Raw genomic sequence first — 18,838 nt, forward strand, 5'->3', positions numbered from 1 at the left:
CATAGGCGTGATATCAGGGGATGCGGGGAGGGGGGGAAGGAGGTTCCGGGCTGGACCGGGGGGCGATCCAGTGCCACCATGGGGACGATGACAGACGCGTCGCTGGCGCTCTGCGTGAACGCCGGCTTCGCTTTACGGTTTGCAGCAACCTGTCCCGGCGCGGTCTGCATGCCTATGCCGGGACAGGCTTTCAGCCTGAACTCAGGCGGCGTTCAACGCCTGCTCCAGGTCTTCGCGCAAGTCGTCGATATGCTCGATGCCGACCGACAGGCGCAGCATGTCTTCGGACACGCCCGCCTTGGCCAGTTCCGCCGGATTGAGCTGGCGGTGCGTAGTCGACGCCGGGTGGGTGGCCAGCGACTTGGCGTCGCCGATATTGACCAGGCGCGTGAACAGCTGCAGGGCGTCGAGCACGCGGGCGCCGGCTGCGCGCGGATCTTCGCCATCGGCCAGTTTCAGGCCGAACGATAAAATGCCCGAGGCGCGGCCGTTCATGTATTTTTTCACCAGGGCGTGGTCCGGGTGGTCTTCCAGGCCCGCGTAATTGACCCACGCGACTTTCGGATGGTTTTTCAGGTGTTTGGCCAGGGCCAGCGTGTTGTCGCAGATGCGGTCCATGCGCAAGGCCAGGGTCTCGATGCCCTGGATCAGCTGGAAGGCGCTCAAGGGCGAAATGGCCGCGCCCATGTTACGCAGCGGGACGACGCGCGCGCGGCCGATGAAGGCGGCGGGGCCGAACGCTTCCGTGTAGACCACGCCGTGATACGACACGTCCGGCTCGTTCAGGCGCTTGAAGCGCTCCTTGTGCTCGGCCCACGGGAACTTGCCGCTGTCGACGATGGCGCCGCCCACGGTGGTGCCATGACCGCCCAGGTATTTGGTCAGCGAATGGACGACGATGTCGGCGCCATGCTCGATGGGGCGGAACAGATAGGGGCTCGGTACCGTGTTATCGACGATCAGCGGGATGCCGTGCGCATGCGCGATCTCGGCCAGTTTGGCCACATCGGTGACATTGCCCAGCGGGTTGCCGATCGATTCGCAGAAGATGGCCTTGGTGCGCGCGTCGATCAGCGCGGCGAAGGTCTCGGGCTGGCGCGCGTCGGCGAAGCGTACTTCGATGCCGATCTGCGGCAGGGTGTGGGCAAACAGGTTGTAGGTGCCGCCATACAGCTGGCTGGCGGAGATGAAATTGTCGCCCGCTTCGGCGATGGTCTGGATCGCGTAGGTGATGGCCGCCATGCCCGACGCCACGGCCAGCGCGGCCACGCCGCCTTCCAGCGCCGCGACGCGCTTTTCCAGCACGTCCTGCGTCGGGTTCATGATGCGCGTGTAGATATTGCCGGCTACCTTGAGGTCGAAGAGGTCGGCGCCATGCTGGGCATTGTCGAAGGCGTAGGCCACCGTCTGGTAGATGGGGACGGCGGCGGCCTTGGTGGTCGGGTCGGGTGTGTAGCCGGCGTGCACGGCCAGGGTTTCGATTCTCATGTGGTCTCCGGTGTCGATGGTATGCGGTGGTCAAATCCGCAGCCATTGTGCCATGCGCCCGTTAGCCCGTTGCTACGCTTGATAGAATATTAAGTCATAAGCTAGTGCCGTCTTGATCTAAGTCATGCAGCTCCGCCGATCCGATGAAGCGTTCATGCGTGCCGTGCTGGGCGCAGGCAAACGCGCCGCCGATGGCGCCGCGGCGCATGGCCTCGTCCAGCGGCCGTCGATCGAGCCAGGCGTGCAAAAAGGCGGCGACGAACGAATCGCCGGCGCCATTCGTGTCCACCACGGGCAGCGTCAAGCCTGCCGTCGGGTAGTGCCGCACTTCGCCGCTGGCGCGTTCCAGCAGGTAGGCGCCGTCGGCGCCGGCCATGGCCACGACAAGCTGCGCGCGGCCTTGCGCGACAATCGCGTGCATGACGGACTCCATGCGCTCGCCCAGCGCCGCCGTGCTGAGGAAGACCAGGTCGGCGCGCAGCGCAAACACCTTGTGGTGCGGGTTGACGCCATCCCAGTCGTGCAAATCGGTCGATACCGTCGTGCCGCACGCTTGCGCGTCGTCAAACAGCGCGGCCACCCAGCCCATGATGGAAAAATGCGCGTGGCGCGCCGGTCCCAGGTAGGGCAGATAAAAGGCGGCCGGCATGCGCACGTCCTCTGGATGGCGGCCGTCGTACAGCGACAGCCGGCGCCCCTGCGGGTCGACCAGGTTGACGCTGCGCCGCGTGCCCGAGGGTTCGACGAGATGCGAAAAATCGAGTTTGGCCTCTTTGTAGCGCTGCAGGATGGCCGCGCCTTGCGCATCGTCGCCGATGAAGTCGATGAATTTGCAGCGCAAGCCCAGCGCATGGCAACCGAGCGCCACGCCATTGCCCGTGTGCGCCACGTAGTCGCGGATGGGCGGCACGTGGACGGAATCGGCGACGGGTAATTGCAGGTCGGGGACGCGCACTATTGTGTCGATGCCGGCGCCGCCGACCACTAAGATGTCATAGCTACTCATGGTGCTGCCTTTTCTAACAGGACGCTGCCGGCCGCGTTCACGGCGACGGCGCCATTGCTGACGGTGTAGTTTTGATTGGTGTAGGCGTCGCGCAGCAGGGCGCCGTCAGCGAACACGCCGTGCACCTTCAGGTCGAGCGCGCCTTGCGCTTCGGGCACGGCGATGACGGCGTCGTCCTTCATCACGCGGGCGAAGGCGTACGGCTTGTCGTTGATGAACCGGTGCTCGCCGCGCGCCAGGGCAGGGTGGCGCAGCCGGAACTGGCCCAGCTTGCGCGCATGCGCAAGAGTTGCAGAGTCCATGGATGTCCAGTTCATGTCGGAGCGGGTGGCCTGCTGTTCGTCGCCGGCGGGCGCCGCGCCAGGCTGGCGCGCGCTTTCATCGCCATAGAACAGCTGCACGCCGCCCGGCGCCAGCAGCAGGGCGGACAAGCCATGTTTCAATTGCTCGCGCGGGAACAGGCTGGTGTCGTGCGAGGAGATATACGACAGGATGTCGTAGCGGGGACGCTTATTCAGCAAGCCGGCGTACTGGCGGTACACGCCATCGATGCTTTTCCAGTCGCCGCTGGCGCGATGCTGAAAGTCGAAATTGATCATCGAATCGAAACCCGCGTCGTGCCAGCTGCTGCGTTCGGGGCCGTGGCCCCACGCTTCGCCCGTCATCCAGAATGGCGCATCGTCGATTTTTTGCTGCGGATGGCGCGTTTTCCAATCCTTGAGGGCATCGGTGGCGGCCGCGCGCAGGGCCAGCCAGCTGTTTGGTTCCACGTGCTTGACGGTGTCGGCGCGAAAACCGTCGACGCCGAATTCGCGCACCCAGTCGGCCAGCCAATGAACAAGGTAAGAACGTACTGTCGCATCGGGCAGGGCCACGGCGCGCGTGTCGGCCTTGCGCTGCAGGATGGGCGGCAAGCCGACGGCCTTGCCGCTTTCCGTGCGGAAGTCGGGCAGATACGCCAGCTGCATGGTGTAGTCGTCCTTGCCGCCATCGGGATAGCCGGGCAAGCCGGCGCGCACCCAGTCCGGGCCCCACCACTGCGCGAATGCGAAGTTGTTGTAGTCGATGAAGCTGTGATAGTCGCGCAGGCCGGCCTTTTCATGGCCCGGCCACAGCACGGGTACCTTGTATTCGGCCAGGGTGCGCAAGTCCGCATAGCCGGGATGGTTCAGCACCACGTCGAACAGCACGCGGATGCCTTGCGCATGCGCCGTGTTGATCATCTCGCGCAATTCTTCGCGCGTGCCCATGTTGGCGTCCATGGTGGTGTAATCGAGCGCCCAGTAGCCGTGGTAGGCGTAGTGCTGGAATTGCTGCTTGCCGCCCACCACCCAGCCGTGGATCTGTTCATACGGCGCCGTGATCCACAGGGCGTTGACGCCCAGCTCTTGAAAATAGCCGGCTTTCAGCTGTTGCGTGATGCCGGCGATGTCGCCGCCGTGAAAGCTGCCGACATCGCCGCCTTGCGGGTCGGCTGCGCGGCCATAACTGTGGTCGTTGCCGGGATTGCCGTTGGCGTAACGGTCCGTCACGGCAAAGTAGACGATGGGGTTGTCAGCGAATTTATCTGAAACCTTGCCTGCCTGCGCCGAAGCGCACAGGAACAGGGCGGCCAGCGTAGTCAGGGGGCGGCGCATGGTCAGCCCTTCACGCCGCCAGCCGTCAGGCCGGAGATCATCCACTTCTGCGCCAGCAGGAATACGGCCGTGATGGGCAAGCCGGACAAGATGGCTGCCGCGGCGAAGTCGCCCCACAGGTATTTTTGCTCGTACAGGAACAGTTTCGAACCGACGGCCAGGGTCAGGTTGTTCTGTTCATGCAGCAGTACGGAGGCGATCGGATATTCGATGATGGCGCCGATGAAGGACAACAAAAACACCACCATCAAAATGGGCACCGTCATTGGCAGCAGCACGTAGATGAACGCCTGCCATTGCGTGGCGCCATCGACCTTGGCCGCTTCCTCGATTTCGATGGGAATGGTTTGATAGTAGCCCTTGATGGTCCAGATGTGCAGGGCGATGCCGCCCGTGTAAGCGAGCACCAGGCTGCCGTGGTGGTCGATGCCCAGCCATGGCACGTAGTTGCCCAGCACATCGAAGATGGCGTAGATGGCCACCAGGGCCAGCACGGCAGGAAACATCTGCAGCAGCATCAGTGCGGACAGCGTCTGCGACTTGAAGCGGAACTGCATGCGCGCGAATGCATACGCGCAGGTGGTCGACAGCAGCACGGTCACGGTGGCGCTCATGCTGGCCACCTTGATGGAATTCCACAGCCACAGCAGCACGGGGAAGTCCGGTTCGACCAGGGTGCCGTTGGGCGCCTGGTAAGACATGCCCAGCGCCAATCGCCAGTGTTCGAAGCTGATCTCGGGCGGGATCAGACTGCCCGAGGCGAAGTTGCCGGGTCGCAGCGAGATCGACAAGATCATCAGGAAGGGGAACATCACCAGCGCGATCAGCGCGATCACGGCGACGTGGGCCGCCAGGATGCGCCAGCGGTTGGAACGGTCGACAACGATAGCCATGGTCTGTCCTTTATGCTTTGTTCATGCGCGTCAGGCGCATGTTGACCAGCGAAATCGCGGCCACGAGGAAGAAGATCAGGGTCGAGATGGCGGCGGCCAGGCCAAAGTTCTGGCCGGAATCTTCGAACGCGATGCGGTAGGTGTAGGACACGAGCAAGTCCGTCGTGCCGGCCGGTAAGGTGGTGTCGAGGAAATCGGGACGCCCGCCAGTCAGCAAGCTGATCAGTACGAAATTGTTGAAGTTGAAACCCAGGCTGGCCACCATCAAGGGCGTGAGCGGCTTGATGATCAGCGGTAAGGTGATCTTGAAGAAATTCGTCAGCGGTCCCGCGCCGGCCAGGGCCGAGGCTTCGTACAGATCCGACGGGATCGCCTTGATCAAGCCCATGCACACCACCATCATGTAGGGGTAGCCGAGCCAGGTATTGACGATCAAAATCATGGCCTTGGCCAGCGTGGTGTCCGAGAACCAGGCGGGCTTGATGCCGAACAGGGCGTCGAGCACCAGGTTGATTTCGCCAAAGTTGTTGTTGAACAGGCCCTTGAACACCAGGATGGAAATGAAACCCGGTACGGCGTACGGCAGGAACAGCAGGGTGCGGTACAAGCCGCGGAAGCGCAGCGCATCCCAGTTCAGCAGTACGGCCAGCACCATGCCCAGGCCCGTCGTGGTGGCCACGCTGATCAGGGCGAAAACGACGGTCCAGACAAAAATGCGCAGGAAGGGGCCACGGAACGCTTCGTCCGAGAAGATCTTGACGAAGTTGGCGAAGCCGACATTGACCTTGAAGCCCGGTTCCAGTTTCGTGCCATCGGGCATTTCATAAAAGCCCGTCTTGAAGTTCGGTGTGACCAGTTCGCCCGTGGCGATTTTCTTCAGGGTCTTGTCGGGCAGTTGCTTGTAGACGTGCGCGACGGGGCCGAATTCGCGCAAGCCCACCATGCGCAGCTCGATCTTGTTCGGCATGACCAGGGTGAGCTGTTTCAAATCCTTTTGCAGCGCGATGATGTCCTTGATGGGCAGCGGCGGGGCCAGCACGGGCGCCTGCACCGGGTCCAGCGGCGCTACCTCCACGGTCAAAGGTACGGCGCGCTTCAGGGCCAGCGGCTCGGACAGCAGCACGTCGCCCGTGTCCGGGCTTTCCAGGCGCAAGCGGTATTCCTTGTTGTCCGGGTGCACGGTCAGCGCGTAGCCCGTGCTTTCCACGCGCTGCGTCTCGTCCAGCAAATATTGCGTGGCCCGCTCGTAGGTAAGCAGGTTGCGCGAACTGAAATTGGTAAAGCCGATCGACACCGTGTACACCATCGGCAGCAGCACGAAGACGATGACCGCCGTGATGCCGGGAAACAGATAGCGGTAGGCATAGGCGCGCGGCGACGTGAAGACAAACGTCGTCAGAGTCAGCAAGCCGAGGAAAACGGCGGCCAGCATGGTCTGGCCGGAAATGTACAACATGAAGAGCAGATACAGACCCAGCGCCATGCTGATGGTCAATACCGTAGGGCCGATAAACTTGCGCACGATGGATACCTGTGAAAATGAAGCGCTGTAAGGATGGTGCTAAAACGATGTTGGCGTGTTGATGGCTGAACCCGTTGAACGGCCGGGGTCGGACCCTGAGGGTCCGACCCCGGATGTCGTTTTGGGTTTAGGGTTGATTCATGTTGAAAGCATCAACCAAGCCAACGATAATCGCTTAATTCGCGGTCGTAATCCGCTTCGCCGCCGCATCGAGGCCATCCTTGGTCGTCTGGCGGCCTTGCGTGATGTTTTCCAGCGCCGATTGCATCGACGACCAGAAGCGGCCCATTTCCGGGTTGTTCGGCATCGGACGGCCCGCTTGGGCGCTTTCCATCGTCGCCTGGATGTTCGGATTGGTTTTCAATTCCGCGAACAGCACTTTGTTCGCTGGCGTGCCCAGCGGGACGTCGGCGTTGATGGTCTTCAGGCCATTGAGTTGCAGCATCTGGTTTTCCAGGAATTCCGTCGCCAGGTCCTTGTTCGGGCTGGCTTTCGAAATCATCGCACCCAGCACGCCAACGAATGGGGTGGCCGTCTTGCCGGCCACGGTAGGAATCGTTGCCACGCCGTAATTGATCTTCGATTTGCGCGCATTGTCCCACGACCATGGGCCGTTGATCATCATGGCGATCTTGCCCTGGTTAAAGCCCGCTTCCATCTCGGCATAGCCGGCGCCCTTCGGCATGGCGCCGCTGTTGATCAGGGTCATCAGCGCATTCACGCCCGCCTGCGAGCCGGCATTGTTGACGCCCGTCTTGGCCGCATCGTAGCGGCCGTCGGACTTGACTTCAAACGGGAAGCCGCCGCCCGCGCCCAGCAAAGGCCAGGTGAAATAGGTATTCGTGTAATCCCACAGGATGGCTTTCTTGCCTTGTGCGGAGAGTTTCTTGTCCAGCGCGGCGATTTCCTCGAACGTCTTGGGCGGGTTCGGCACCAGGTCCTTGTTGTAGACGAGGGCCACGGCTTCGATGGAGATCGGGTAGCCCCAGGTCTTGCCGCCGACAGTAAAGGCGTTCCACGCCAGCGGCAGGATGGCGGCGCGCGCTTCCTTGCTTGGCGTCACTGGTTGCAGCAAGCCGGCGTCGATCCAGCCGCCGATGCGGTCATGCGGCCAGATCCAGATGTCCGGGCCCTTGCCGGCGGCCGCTGCCTGCTGAAATTTGTTCGGCGCATCTTCCGGGTGTTCGACGACGACCTTGATGCCCGTTTTCTTGGTGAATTCTTCGCCGACCTTGGCCAGGCCCTTGTAGCCCTTGTCGCCATTGATCCAGATCAACAGGGTGCCTGCTTCGGCCGCGTGCGCCATGCTGACGGCGGCCAGGTTGCCGATGCCGGCCAGGGCGGCGGCGATCAGGGTGGTTTTGATGAAGCTGCGTTTCGGGTGCGTGAAGGACATGTCAATCTCCAGTATCTTTTTTTATGCTAAGTTTATGTTGAGTATCAAGGCTGAAACGATGCAACCAGGCCAGGCGGCGCCTGTAGCGCCTGGCCCCTTAATTCGGGTGTCAGGTCCGGGTCTGGCCGTGCTCGTCGAACACGTGGACGCGGGCGGGCGCCACCTGCAGCGCCACGGACTGGCCAATCGCCCAGTCCGTATCGGCATCGGCGCGCACCACCAGCGGCTCGTCGCCGCCCGGTACCTGTACATACAGATAGCTGATGTCGCCCAGTTTTTCCACCGCCTGTACGGTAGCCGTGATGGCGGCCGCAGCGCCGGGCGCGCAAGCCTGCACGTGTTCGGGACGCGCGCCGATGGTGACGGGGGTGCCGCTGGCCAATGGCTGCGTCAACGCCGCCTGCAGCATGCCGCCCGCATTCGTGGCGATGGTGGCCACGCCGTCGACATAGCTGTGGATCTTGCCTTTGAGGAAGTTCATGCGGGGCGAACCGAGGAAGCCGGCCACGAACAGGTTGGCGGGGTGGTGGTACAGCTCCAGCGGTGCGCCCACCTGTTCGATGCGGCCCGCGTTGAGCACGACGATGCGGTCGGCCAGGGTCATCGCTTCGACCTGGTCATGCGTGACGTAAATCATGGTCGAGCGCAATTCGCGGTGCAGATTTGCCAGTTCGATGCGCATCTGCACGCGCAGCGAGGCGTCCAGGTTGGACAGCGGTTCGTCGAACAGGAAGACGTCGGGCTTGCGCACGATGGCGCGGCCGATGGCCACGCGCTGGCGCTGGCCGCCCGACAAGTCTTTCGGTTTGCGTTCGAGCAACGGTTCGATGCGCAGGATTTGCGCGGCGCGCTGCACGGCGTCGGCAATTTGCACCTTGCTCATGCCGGCCAGCTTCAGGCCAAACGCCATGTTTTGCGCCACGCTCATGTGCGGGTACAGGGCGTAGCTCTGGAACACCATGGCGATGCCCCGTTTGGCGGGCGGCACGTCGTTCATGCGCGTCTTGCCGATGAACAAATCGCCGCCGCTGATTTCTTCCAGGCCGCAGATACTGCGCAGCAAGGTCGATTTGCCGCAACCCGACGGGCCCACGAAGACCATGAATTCGCCATCGGCGATCTCCAGGTCGATGCCGTGCAGGGTTTGCACGTCGCCATATGCCTTCTTCAGGCCTGTTAACTTCAGTCCAGCCATGTCTCCATCCTCATTCTGTCAATTCGGCCCCGCTGATGCGCGGGGCTCGTTATTGTAATTGGCGGCACGGCCGCCAAAGCCTGCGATTTACGCCAGGGTGCCGAACCAGCCGCCATGCGGTGGCAGGCTGATCTGCTGGCCATCTTTGGTGCCTGGCAAGCCGTGACCGGCCAGGTCGGCTGCTGCTGCGGCGGCCGGCAAGTCAAACGTGACCGTTTCGGTGCCCAGGTTGAAGGCGGCCAGCACGGACGGTTGGCCGGCCAAGTCGCGGCGCAGGGCCAGTACGGGTTCCGGCGCATCGCAGAAAACGATATCGCCGCGCAGCAATTGCGGCAAGGTGCGGCGCCAGGCGAGGATGTTCTGCGCAAACGTCAAGGGCGAGGCGCTATCGCGCGCTTCGACGTCGACGGCGCGCGCCAGATGCTCGGGCGGCACGGGCAACCAGGGTTTTGCCGAACTGAAGCCGCCATGCGGCGCGTCAGCCACCCACGGCATCGGCGTGCGGCAACCGTCGCGGCCCTTGAACTGGGGCCAGAACGGGATGCCGTACGGGTCCTGCAGCGCCTCGAAAGGAATGTCCGCTTCCGTCAGGGCCAGCTCGTCGCCCTGGTACAGGCACGGCGTGCCTTTCAGCGCCGCTTGCACGGCCAGCACCACCTTGGCCAGCGACGGCGACGGGTTTTCGCCGCCCCAGCGCGTCATGACGCGCACGCTGTCGTGGTTGCCCACGGACCAGGAAGCCCAGCCGTCGGCCACTTGCGCTTCGAATTCTTCCACCTGTGTGCGGATGTGCGCGGCGGAAAATTCCGCTGTCAGCAAGTTGAAACTGTAAGCCATGTGCAGCTTGTCGGCGCCCGTGTAGGCGGCCATGGTGGCCAGCGCATTGTCGTCGCCCACTTCGCCGATGGAAATGGCCTGGTATTCATCGAGTATGGCGCGCACGCGCTGCAGGTAGGCGATGTTTTCCGGCTGCGTCTTGTCGTACACGTGCGCTTGCATGCCATACGGGTTGATGGCCGACACGCTGCTGGCATCGCGCTGGGCGGCTGGCGGATTGTCGCGCAGCAACTGGTCGTGATACGGGAAGTTGCAGGAATCGAAGCGGAAGCCATCGACGCCGCGTTCCAGCCAGAAACGCAGGTTGTCCAGCTGCGCTTGCTGCACGGCCGGGTTATGGAAATTCAGGTCGGGCTGGCTGACGAGGAAATCGTGCAGGTAGTACTGGCCGCGGCGCGGCTCCCATTGCCAGGCGGAACCGCCGAACACGGACAGCCAGTTGTTGGGCGCCGTGCCATCCGGTTTCTGGTCGGCCCATACATACCAGTCGGCCTTGGCATTGTCGCGGCTGGAGCGGCTTTCCACGAACCACGGGTGGACGTCGGACGAATGCGACAGCACCTGGTCGATCATTACTTTCAGGCCCAGTTCATGCGCGCGCGCCACCAGGCGGTCGAAATCGGCCAGGCTGCCGAACATGGGGTCGACGTCGCAGAAGTCGGCCACGTCATAGCCGAAGTCTTTCATCGGCGACGTAAAGAAGGGCGAGATCCAGACGATGTCGGCACCCAGGGCGGCGATGTAGTCGAGCTTGGAGGTAATGCCGGGCAAGTCGCCGATGCCGTCGCCATTACTGTCGAGGAAGCTGCGTGGATAGACCTGATAGATGACGGCGCTGCGCCACCAGTCGGCGGGCAGGTTGGCGAGATTGTTCTGGATGGTCGGCATGAATGATTTCTTAAAAGTTGCCTGTAGCCTTGGCTATCAGGGCAGCGCTGCTGGTTGGTAGGCGAACGTCTTATTTTAAAATTCAAAGCGCTTTGGGTATGAAATGAGTATAGTTCAAAGCGCTTTGAAAAGTAAAGCGATACCGTGTGCCGAAACCGTGAAATTTTTTCGAGGCCGCGGCCCGGCGCCGTGGCGCCTGCACTGTCCCTGTTTTCCAGCGCCTGTGCGGGTGGAACAGTTGCATAATGGCGGCATCGTCGTGCGTCGAGGAAACCTGTTCTGGCCCTGCGCAAGGCGAAGACTCGAGGGTTGCGCTTTCCACCGATGAAAATTCTTTACCGCCAAGCATTACTCTATCGTTTCATCGCGATATTTTTCCTGCTGTTCATCCTTGGCGCCCATGCGGCCAGGGCCGATGTGGTTGCCGACGGGCATGCCGTCACCGTCAGCGGCCGCATCGGATTGGAAGAGTATGAAAAGTTATCTGCAATTCTTGCAACTGAGAAAATTTCCAAGGTCGTCTTCAAGAATTCAGGCGGCGGTTCATTTTCCTGGGGGCTCAGGGTCGGGAAATTAATTGCAGAGAAAAAATTAACAACGGTTGCCGAAGGCATTTGCGCATCGGCATGCGCAATCGCATTCATGGGCGGCGAGGTGAGGGAATTTTCCTCCGAACAGCCCGATTCGGCCCTGATGTTTCATCCTGGATTTGAGCCAGGGAGCCAGGTGCCGGCCCTGGAGACCAAGCCGATCTTGCTTGCATGGCTGGAAGCGAGGACCGGGCAGCCTTCGCCACCTGATTTTTCGGCGGCGATGAACAGGATTACACAACGCAAAGGCGGCGTATATTTTCTGGCGCCCACCCATGGTCTGGCCTTGAAAAAAGGAGTTTCCGTCCTGTTCTGCGAGGGGAGCGAAGACAAGGTCAGCCAATGTGCTGGACAGGCCGCGGCAAGCGCGCAGCAGTTGCAGATTATCTCGCCAAGCCAGGCCCGCTGAGGCGCACGCCGTCCACGCTGCTCAAGGGCTGCGGCGCAGGGGCATCAGGCCGCTACCGGCCCGGCCGACTCGCCCGGCAACAGTTCGCACGGCCACAGTTCCTGCAAGTCGCTGACGGGCGTGCCATCCATCAGGGCCAGCAGCATGTGGATCATCTTCGCGCCAGCGCCGCGCGGGTCGGGCTGGACGACGGTGGTGACGTTGTGGCCGGCCAGGGAATCTTCCATCACGCCCCAGACGATCAGCGACATCTCGCTGCCGATGGCGATGCCCGCGTCGAGCAGGGCGCGCACGGCGCCCACGCCCGACATGTGATTGTCGACGATGACGGCGGTGGGGCGGGGCGAGCGGGCAAGCAGGCGCTGCATGGCCTGGTAGCCGGCGCGGCGGTCGTGCGCATTGTCGACCAGGTTGTCCGGATCGACGGCCAGGCCGCCCGCCTGCATGGCGTGCTGGAAACTCTCGACGCGCTGGCGCACGAAGTTCAGGTCGGGCGTTGCGCTGATCAGGCCGATGCGCTGGTGGCCCAGCTGCGCCAGGCGCTCGACGGCCAGGCGCATGCCCGCCTCGTTGTCGTAGTCGAACCAGGCGTGCGGCTGGTTCAGCTGCGTGCGGCCATGCGCGACAAACGGCATGCCTTGCTGCGCCAGGTAGGCGATGCGCTCGTCGTACGGTTTCGTACGTCCGACGATCAGGCCATCGATGCGGCGGCCCTTGACCATGCGTTGATAGGTGTGGAATTCATTCGTGGCCGAGGCGGGCGCGATCATCATGTCCATCTGCTGCGCTTCCAGCGCTTCCGACATGCCGCCCACGATGTCGATGAACATGGGGTCGGCCAGGTCGTTCGGCATCAGCGGGTAGATGATGCCGACGATATTCGTGCGTCCCACGGCCAGGCTGCGCGCCATGGGATTGGGACGGTAGCCGGCGGCCTGCGCGGCGGCCAGCACCCGCTCGCGCGTGCGTTCGCTCACTTCCGGATAGCCATTCAAGGCGCGGCTGACGGTGGTTTCGGATATTCCTAGCGTTTTGGCGAGATTTTTGAGGTTCATGGATGCTGCAGTCGGGGTCTATCCAGGGTGGGTCGGGAGCGTTGCGGTGTCGTGCAATGACGGGTAGTTTATCTGATAAATGCCGGAATGATCAGGGGGATGACCTGCGGCGGCAGCGCCCAAAAAAATACGCGGGCAAACCCAGGGGCGCCCGCGCTAAAAGAGGATACTGCTGAATCACTACATTGAAGCTGCCGGCCATCGCGTGCAGCGGCGAAATGGTGGGTCCGGTTAAAGCATGCCCCCAGGAAGGCGGGCGGTGTTGCTGCCAGTGGCTGGCGCCTTGCGGCATCAGCCAGTGTTGGATGCCTGTGATTAATAAAGAGCGTCTGATAAAACGTTCAGGGCAAGGCGCACGGTCGCAGACAGTACGCTAGTACGGCAAGACCGTGCAACGCCGCCATGGACGTTTTTCAGATGCTCTTACCACCACGACTCGACCTGGAAACCAACCGAGCTGCCGTTGGTCTTGCCACCGAACACGCCCGTCGACGACAGCGCGGTTTCCGCCGCGGCGGCCGACTGGGCTGCCTTGTTCCATTTGGCATAGGTGTAGAAGGCGCGCAGCACGGGACGCGACCAGAAGCTGTTGCCGGCCGACAGTTGCGGCGCGAAGGTCAGCTTGGTCAGGTTGCGGCTCTCGCCGCCTTCCGGCTTGACGATGTCGTGGCCCAGTTCCACGGCCAGGCTGTAGTTGTCCGTGAAGTGGTAGACGGGGCGTGCGCCGATCGAGGTCCACTTGCTGCTGACGCCCGCCGTTTCCTTGTCTTCGTAGACGAAGGTGCCCATGCCCGACCAGGCGCCTTTGGGCTGGATCATGATCTGTTCCGTCAGGCGCACGACCTTGTCATCCTTGCCGGCGCCCAGGCTGAAGCCGCCCGTGTTGGCGGCGCTGCCTTTGCCATACTGCAATGCGACCTTGTTGAAGCCGCCCAGCAGGTTGCCCTGCGTATGCATGATGGTCAGCAAGTGGCCGCTGGCGATGGGGGCCGCGCCTTGCGCGTTGCGTTTCTGATTGAATTGCAGGCCCAGCGTCAGTTCACCGTCCGGGTTGACCTTGATGCCGGAAAAGCGCAGGTCGTGGGACAGGCCCATGCGCTTGCTGTCGCCGTCATCGGCCGTGCGCACGACGGCGTAGGCCAGCTTGGCGGCGCCCAGGTCGATGTTTTCCAGGCCGGCGCCGGGGCCGCTGTTATTCCAGAAGTAGTAATCGGTGATGTGCACGTCCTGGCGGTCGTAGTAGCGCTTGCCGACCCAGGCGCGCGCTTCGGCGAAAGCGCCCGTGCCGATCTTGTCGGCTACCACGTTCATTTCGCGCCACGACGGGTCCGACTGTTCCCAGTCCTGGTTCTGGTTGACGGAAAACGCCACCAGGGTGTTGATGCGGAAGGTGGTGCCGTTGGCTGCCTTGAAGGCTTCGCCGCCGAATTTCAGCTCGCCGTAGGTTTCGCACTCATTGCCCAGACGATACTTGGACGAGGCGCCGGCCAGGCCGAAACAGGCTTCCTTGCCGCCTTCGCTGCTGGTGCCGAGGCCCGAGCGGATGTAGCCGCCGAAGTCGATCGGCAGGGCAGCCTGGGCAGCCGAAGCGCTCAAGGCCAACGCCACGGCGGCAGGCAAAGTTTTCAAGAAATGTTTGTTCATTGCGTCTCCAGTGTTTTTATAGGTGTGGGATCGGTGCGCATCACTTTGCACAACCAAAGCGCTTTAACTATGTTTCAAAGCGCTTTGAGTATAGTTCAAAGCGCTTTGATGAGTAAACTAGTTTTGTTCTTTGAATTCTTCTTGAACTTTTGAGGTGTTGCGGAGAAACATCAAAGGCGGGCGGCGGCGCGGGGGCGCCGCCGTGTGCGGCAAGAGAAACTACGATGGCGAATTATTGCTGTGCCTTGCAGGCGGGCAGGGCGGCCGTGTCCGTTGCGGCAGGGGCAGGATGACGCAAAAATGCCAGGATCAGCAGGGCCGAGGCCGTCGTAATGCTGGCCAGCACATACAGCAAGTGGCGGAACGCCGTGCCATACGCTTGCGCCAGTTCGGCCGCGCCCGCCTGCGGCAACAGGGTAGCCGCATGGCGCAGCTCGCCCAGCGCCAGGAAGGGGCCCGCATGCGCCGCCTGTTGCGCGCCGATGCCGGCAAGGCCGGCGCGACCCAGCGCCGCCACGGCAAAGGTGCCCAGCAGCGCGCTGACGATGGCCAGCGCCAGGCCTTCGCCCGCCACGCGCGTCGTATTGAAGATGCCGGCCGCCATGCCGGCCCGCTCGACGGGCACGACGCTGATGGCCAGGCCATCCATCAAGCCCCAGGGCAGGCTGATGCCGCAGCCGATCAGCAGCAGCGGTCCCAGCAAGCTGGCGGGCGCCTGGCCCGGCGCGCAGGTGGAGAGCCACAGCAGGCCGCCTGCCGCCAGCAGCAAGCCGCAGGCGCAGATGTGCGCGGCGGCAATGCGCTGCGCCGCCATGCCGGCCAGGACCGGCAGCACCAGCATGGGCGCCGACAGGGCGATCATCATGCGTCCCGCTTCCAGCGCGCTGTAGCCTTCGATGCCGATGAAGCGGGCCGGCAGCAGCACCAGCAGCACGACAAAGGAAAACGCGGGCGCGGCGGCCAGCAGTTGCACGCCGGCAAAGGCAGGCAGGCGAAACAGGGTCAAGTCCAGCATGGGCCGCGCGGCGCGGCGCTCCACGCGGATGAACGCGGCCAGCAGCAGGGCCGCGCTACCGAGCAGCCCCACGCTGGCCGCGCTGTCCCAGCCACTGTCGGGCGCCTGCAGCAAGCCATACGTAAACAAAGAGAGCGCGCCGGTAAACGTCAGCGCGCCGGGCCAATCGACGCCCTGCGCCTGCGGGTCGCGCGATTCGCGCATGGCGCGCGCGGCGGCCAGCAGGGCGGTCAGGCCGGCCACGGCCGTGGCGATGAAGATGGCGCGCCAGCCCGTGTGCGTGATCAAGGTGCCGGCCAGGAAGGGACCGAAAGCCAGGCCCACGCCGAAGGCCGTGCCGATCAGGCTGAAGGCGCGCGCGCGGGCCGCGCCGTCGAATTCCTGCGCCAGCGCCGCCAGTCCGCTCGACAGGGCCATGGCGCAACCGAGGCCCTGGACGGCGCGCAGCACGTCGATCCACACAATGCCGGGCGCGGCTGACAGTGCCAGCGCGGCGGCGGAAAACACGCCCATGCCCAGCAAGAACACGCGCTTGCGGCCATAGCGGTCGGCCAGTGCGCCGGCCACCATCAGGCAGCCGCCAAAGCTGAGCATGAAGGCATTCGTGATCCACGCCAGCGCCAGCGGCGTGCCGTGCAAGTCAGCGGCGATGGCGGGGATGGCGATGGCCGGCCCCGTAAAACTGAGCGGCATGCACAGCGCGGCCAGGCAGACGGCGGCCAGCACGAAGGCGCGCCGGGCCGGGGAGGCTGGCTTCATACGGTAGTTTGTATCCATGGGAGTGATTCCAGAAAGAGGGAATCTGATGATAATATGGACGCAATCGATGAAAAAGTGGCTGAAAATCCACTCATAACGGATAAATATTCCTTAATGGAGATGGCGAGGTGGCATGGATAATCTGAACGGCATTGCCGCCTTCGTGCGCGCGGCGGAAACTTCCAGTTATGTGGCGGCCGGCCGGCTGCTTGGCGTGTCGGCCTCGGCCGTTGGGAAGAGCGTGGCGCGGCTGGAAGAAAAGCTGGGCGTGCGCCTGCTCAACCGCAGCACGCGGCGCATCAGCCTGAGCAACGAGGGCGCGCTGTTTTACGAGCGCTGCCAGCGCATCCTGGCCGACCTCGGCGATGCCGAGGCGGAATTGTCGCACTTGGCCGAGGCGCCGCGCGGCAAGCTCAAGGTCAGCTTGCCCGTGATCGGCTACCGCATCATCCTGCCCCTGCTGGCGGACTTTACGCGCAAGTATCCCGAGATCGAGCTCGACCTCGATTTCAATGACCGCCTGGTCGACGTGGTGGCCGAAGGCATCGACGTGGCCGTGCGCAGCGGCACCTTGACGGATTCGCGGCTGATGGCGCGCGAACTGGGGCCGTTCGCGTTTGCCATCGTCGGTTCTCCCGCGTACTTCGCCCGCCATGGCGTGCCGGCCACGCCGCGCGAGCTGGAAGGGCACGCCTGCGTGCGCTATAAGTTTCCCACCACGGGCAAGTTGCAGGAATGGGCGCTGCAGCGTGCCGAGGGCGACAGCGGCGGCGAACTGCGCTTGCCGACGGCCTTGACCTGCAACAATATCGAAGCCTTGATCGGCGCCGCCACGCAGGGCGTGGGCCTCGCGTATTTGCCCGACTTTATCGTGCGCGACGCCATCGCGCGCGGCGAACTGCAAGCCGTGCTGGCCGGCTATTTGCTGCACGCGAGCAAGTTCTGGGTGCTGTGGCCATCGAGCCGCCATCTGTCACCGAAAATCCGCGTCTTTGTTGACCATCTGTGTACCCACCTGCATTTTTCAGCCCCACCTCCCGTCCCCTGAGCGGTCTGGCCGCCGCCATGGCGGCCAGTTGCGGAATATTCCTACCCCAAAGAGATTTTTCCTAACATTGCAGAATATTTATTTGCTGCGATGCGTCACGCCACGCCGCGTACCGTCAACTTATACCCTTTCTGAATACCCATCATGCGTTAATTAAATTGCCATAAGGAATTTAATTATGTTAATTTCATATCTGTTTCGGCAATATTGCAATAGTTTCCTGTTGCTGGAACATGGGCATGCATCAGCGTAGTCAGCGTGTAGTAACCAACAATTAGGGCGTGAGCCCGGTTCCATTCAGGGAGTGTGCATGAAGACAGCAAGCACGACGCCGCCACATCCGGCGCCAGCCGCGACACCTGCCCGCAAGACGGGCCTGCTGCTTGGTGGCGGTGCACCAAATTCCACCTTGATCGCGGGCGCGCTGGCCGCGTTTCTCGATGAAGGCATCGAATTCGACGTCATTTCCGCCTCCGGCGCCGGTGTGCTGATGGGCTTGCTTTACACGACGCCGCACGAAGCCACGCCGCGCCAGGCCTTGCAAAGCTGGGCCGACACGGGCGTGGCCGACAGCATCTACAAGATGATCCCGATCAACTACAAGGTGTTCCAGAAGCCGGGCATGCAGGCGAGCACTTTCCGCGACGCCTTCCAGCCGCCGGCCAACAATCCTTTTTTTCAGGCGTTCCAGCAAACGTTTGCGGGCGTGCCAACGGCCTGGTCGGACTGGGGGAAATTGATGGTGTCATCGCTGTCGCCATCGGACCTGTCGGCCAAAAGCCTGGGCCTGTGCGCGCATCTGCCCTTCCTGGAAAAAGCCGTGGATTTCTCGGGCGTGGCGCGCATGCGTCCCGATTTCTACATCAATGCCTACAACCTCAGCGAGCACCGCATGCAAATCTGGGGCAAGCACGAGATCGCACCGATCCACGTGCGTGCGGCCCTGTCGTTTCCCTTTCTGTATGCGCCCACCACCATCGATGGCGACGACTACATCGAAGGCGCGGCGCTCGACACGCTCAATTTCGAGCCGTTTATCGAAGGCAAGGGCGAACACGCTGACGCCGACACCCTGGTCATCCTCGACATCCTCGGCGACGAGCGCCTGCTGCGCAAGCCGCGCAACCTGTACGACGCCTGGGTGCGCTCCATCATCACGCCACTGGTGAAAATTTCCAAAAGCGAACTGCGCCTGTTCGAGCTTGAGCACAACACGGATGCACGCACGGGCCAGCCCAAGCGGCGTCTGCTGAAACTCGATCTGATGGGCGGCATCCCGGAGCAACACTGGCCCGACACCCTGGACTGGTCCAGTTCGAACATGCAGCTGCTGTTCGACGTGGGCCACAAGGCGGGCCTGGCGTTTTGCCGCCAGCATGGCGACTTGCTGCGCCGCACGCCTGAAGTTTCCCCGCTGGCGGCCTAAAGCGCGCGCCGTTTGCAACCGGTCCCGGCC

The 18,838-nt window shown here is 62.9% G+C and carries 14 protein-coding genes; 3 read left to right on the forward strand and 11 right to left on the reverse strand.

Annotation, left to right across the window (positions count from 1 at the left end; all coding sequences use genetic code 11):
* Positions 1 to 201: 201 nt before the first annotated feature.
* The 8 genes from C8C92_RS11550 to C8C92_RS11585 form a co-directional block, all read right to left on the reverse strand.
* A complete protein-coding gene (locus C8C92_RS11550; RefSeq protein ID WP_099759772.1) occupies positions 202 to 1,488 on the reverse strand; it encodes an aminotransferase class I/II-fold pyridoxal phosphate-dependent enzyme in 1,287 nt (428 codons plus the stop codon).
* A gap of 94 nt (positions 1,489 to 1,582) precedes the next feature.
* Positions 1,583 to 2,494 carry a PfkB family carbohydrate kinase gene (locus C8C92_RS11555; RefSeq protein WP_116743969.1) on the reverse strand — a complete coding sequence of 304 codons (912 nt, stop codon included), beginning with the start codon at positions 2,492 to 2,494 and terminating at the stop codon, positions 1,583 to 1,585.
* A complete protein-coding gene (locus C8C92_RS11560; protein ID WP_116743971.1) occupies positions 2,491 to 4,131 on the reverse strand; it encodes an alpha-amylase family glycosyl hydrolase in 1,641 nt (546 codons plus the stop codon). Before C8C92_RS11560 ends, C8C92_RS11555 begins: the two co-directional genes overlap by 4 nt.
* A 2-nt stretch (positions 4,132 to 4,133) precedes the next feature.
* Positions 4,134 to 5,024 carry a maltose ABC transporter permease MalG gene (gene malG, locus C8C92_RS11565; RefSeq protein ID WP_099759769.1) on the reverse strand — a complete coding sequence of 297 codons (891 nt, stop codon included), beginning with the start codon at positions 5,022 to 5,024 and terminating at the stop codon, positions 4,134 to 4,136.
* Positions 5,025 to 5,034: 10 nt separating this feature from the next.
* The gene (gene malF / locus C8C92_RS11570) at positions 5,035 to 6,546 is read right to left on the reverse strand and encodes a maltose ABC transporter permease MalF (RefSeq protein ID WP_116743973.1); all 1,512 of its coding nucleotides are present in this window, start codon (positions 6,544 to 6,546) and stop codon (positions 5,035 to 5,037) included.
* Positions 6,547 to 6,721: 175 nt separating this feature from the next.
* The gene (malE, locus tag C8C92_RS11575; protein WP_180287786.1) at positions 6,722 to 7,942 is read right to left on the reverse strand and encodes a maltose/maltodextrin ABC transporter substrate-binding protein MalE; all 1,221 of its coding nucleotides are present in this window, start codon (positions 7,940 to 7,942) and stop codon (positions 6,722 to 6,724) included.
* 109 nt (positions 7,943 to 8,051) lie between these two features.
* Positions 8,052 to 9,137: a sn-glycerol-3-phosphate ABC transporter ATP-binding protein UgpC gene (ugpC, locus tag C8C92_RS11580; RefSeq protein WP_116743974.1), complete on the reverse strand. Its 1,086-nt coding sequence runs from the start codon at positions 9,135 to 9,137 to the stop codon at positions 8,052 to 8,054.
* A gap of 87 nt (positions 9,138 to 9,224) precedes the next feature.
* A complete protein-coding gene (locus C8C92_RS11585; RefSeq protein WP_116743976.1) occupies positions 9,225 to 10,862 on the reverse strand; it encodes an alpha-amylase family glycosyl hydrolase in 1,638 nt (545 codons plus the stop codon).
* 324 nt (positions 10,863 to 11,186) lie between these two features.
* Between C8C92_RS11585 and C8C92_RS11590 the strand changes: the two genes are divergently transcribed.
* Complete coding sequence (locus tag C8C92_RS11590) at positions 11,187 to 11,861, forward strand: hypothetical protein (RefSeq protein WP_099759765.1); 675 nt, start codon at positions 11,187 to 11,189, stop codon at positions 11,859 to 11,861.
* A gap of 44 nt (positions 11,862 to 11,905) precedes the next feature.
* On the opposite strand, the gene C8C92_RS11595 is transcribed toward C8C92_RS11590, so the two are convergent.
* The 3 genes from C8C92_RS11595 to C8C92_RS11605 form a co-directional block, all read right to left on the reverse strand.
* Positions 11,906 to 12,916, reverse strand: coding sequence for a substrate-binding domain-containing protein (locus tag C8C92_RS11595; protein ID WP_099759764.1), 1,011 nt, complete (start codon positions 12,914 to 12,916; stop codon positions 11,906 to 11,908).
* A gap of 423 nt (positions 12,917 to 13,339) precedes the next feature.
* Positions 13,340 to 14,560, reverse strand: coding sequence for a carbohydrate porin (locus C8C92_RS11600; protein WP_099759763.1), 1,221 nt, complete (start codon positions 14,558 to 14,560; stop codon positions 13,340 to 13,342).
* A gap of 232 nt (positions 14,561 to 14,792) precedes the next feature.
* The gene (locus tag C8C92_RS11605) at positions 14,793 to 16,334 is read right to left on the reverse strand and encodes an MFS transporter (RefSeq protein WP_207780992.1); all 1,542 of its coding nucleotides are present in this window, start codon (positions 16,332 to 16,334) and stop codon (positions 14,793 to 14,795) included.
* A 133-nt stretch (positions 16,335 to 16,467) separates the two neighbouring features.
* Here C8C92_RS11605 and C8C92_RS11610 point away from each other — a divergent pair, with 133 nt between their 5' ends.
* Both C8C92_RS11610 and C8C92_RS11615 read left to right on the forward strand, forming a co-directional pair.
* Positions 16,468 to 17,382 carry a LysR family transcriptional regulator gene (locus C8C92_RS11610; RefSeq protein ID WP_116743979.1) on the forward strand — a complete coding sequence of 305 codons (915 nt, stop codon included), beginning with the start codon at positions 16,468 to 16,470 and terminating at the stop codon, positions 17,380 to 17,382.
* Between the two features lie 310 nt (positions 17,383 to 17,692).
* Positions 17,693 to 18,808, forward strand: coding sequence for a patatin-like phospholipase family protein (locus tag C8C92_RS11615; RefSeq protein WP_116743981.1), 1,116 nt, complete (start codon positions 17,693 to 17,695; stop codon positions 18,806 to 18,808).
* Positions 18,809 to 18,838 lie beyond the last annotated feature (30 nt).

Origin of the sequence: Janthinobacterium sp. 78 (assembly GCF_003096775.1) — a bacterium.
GTDB lineage: Bacteria > Pseudomonadota > Gammaproteobacteria > Burkholderiales > Burkholderiaceae_D > Janthinobacterium > Janthinobacterium tructae.

Bases quoted from the DNA above. Each gene is read 5' to 3' on its own strand.
- C8C92_RS11550 (WP_099759772.1), bottom strand. From the start codon at position 1,488: ATGAGAATCGAAACCCTGGCCGTGCACGCCGGCTACACACCCGACCCG.
- C8C92_RS11555 (WP_116743969.1), bottom strand. From the start codon at position 2,494: ATGAGTAGCTATGACATCTTAGTGGTCGGCGGCGCCGGCATCGACACA.
- C8C92_RS11560 (WP_116743971.1), bottom strand. From the start codon at position 4,131: ATGCGCCGCCCCCTGACTACGCTGGCCGCCCTGTTCCTGTGCGCTTCG.
- malG (WP_099759769.1), bottom strand. From the start codon at position 5,024: ATGGCTATCGTTGTCGACCGTTCCAACCGCTGGCGCATCCTGGCGGCC.
- malE (WP_180287786.1), bottom strand. From the start codon at position 7,942: ATGTCCTTCACGCACCCGAAACGCAGCTTCATCAAAACCACCCTGATC.
- ugpC (WP_116743974.1), bottom strand. From the start codon at position 9,137: ATGGCTGGACTGAAGTTAACAGGCCTGAAGAAGGCATATGGCGACGTG.
- C8C92_RS11585 (WP_116743976.1), bottom strand. From the start codon at position 10,862: ATGCCGACCATCCAGAACAATCTCGCCAACCTGCCCGCCGACTGGTGG.
- C8C92_RS11590 (WP_099759765.1), top strand. From the start codon at position 11,187: ATGAAAATTCTTTACCGCCAAGCATTACTCTATCGTTTCATCGCGATA.
- C8C92_RS11595 (WP_099759764.1), bottom strand. From the start codon at position 12,916: ATGAACCTCAAAAATCTCGCCAAAACGCTAGGAATATCCGAAACCACC.
- C8C92_RS11600 (WP_099759763.1), bottom strand. From the start codon at position 14,560: ATGAACAAACATTTCTTGAAAACTTTGCCTGCCGCCGTGGCGTTGGCC.
- C8C92_RS11605 (WP_207780992.1), bottom strand. From the start codon at position 16,334: ATGAAGCCAGCCTCCCCGGCCCGGCGCGCCTTCGTGCTGGCCGCCGTC.
- C8C92_RS11610 (WP_116743979.1), top strand. From the start codon at position 16,468: ATGGATAATCTGAACGGCATTGCCGCCTTCGTGCGCGCGGCGGAAACT.
- C8C92_RS11615 (WP_116743981.1), top strand. From the start codon at position 17,693: ATGAAGACAGCAAGCACGACGCCGCCACATCCGGCGCCAGCCGCGACA.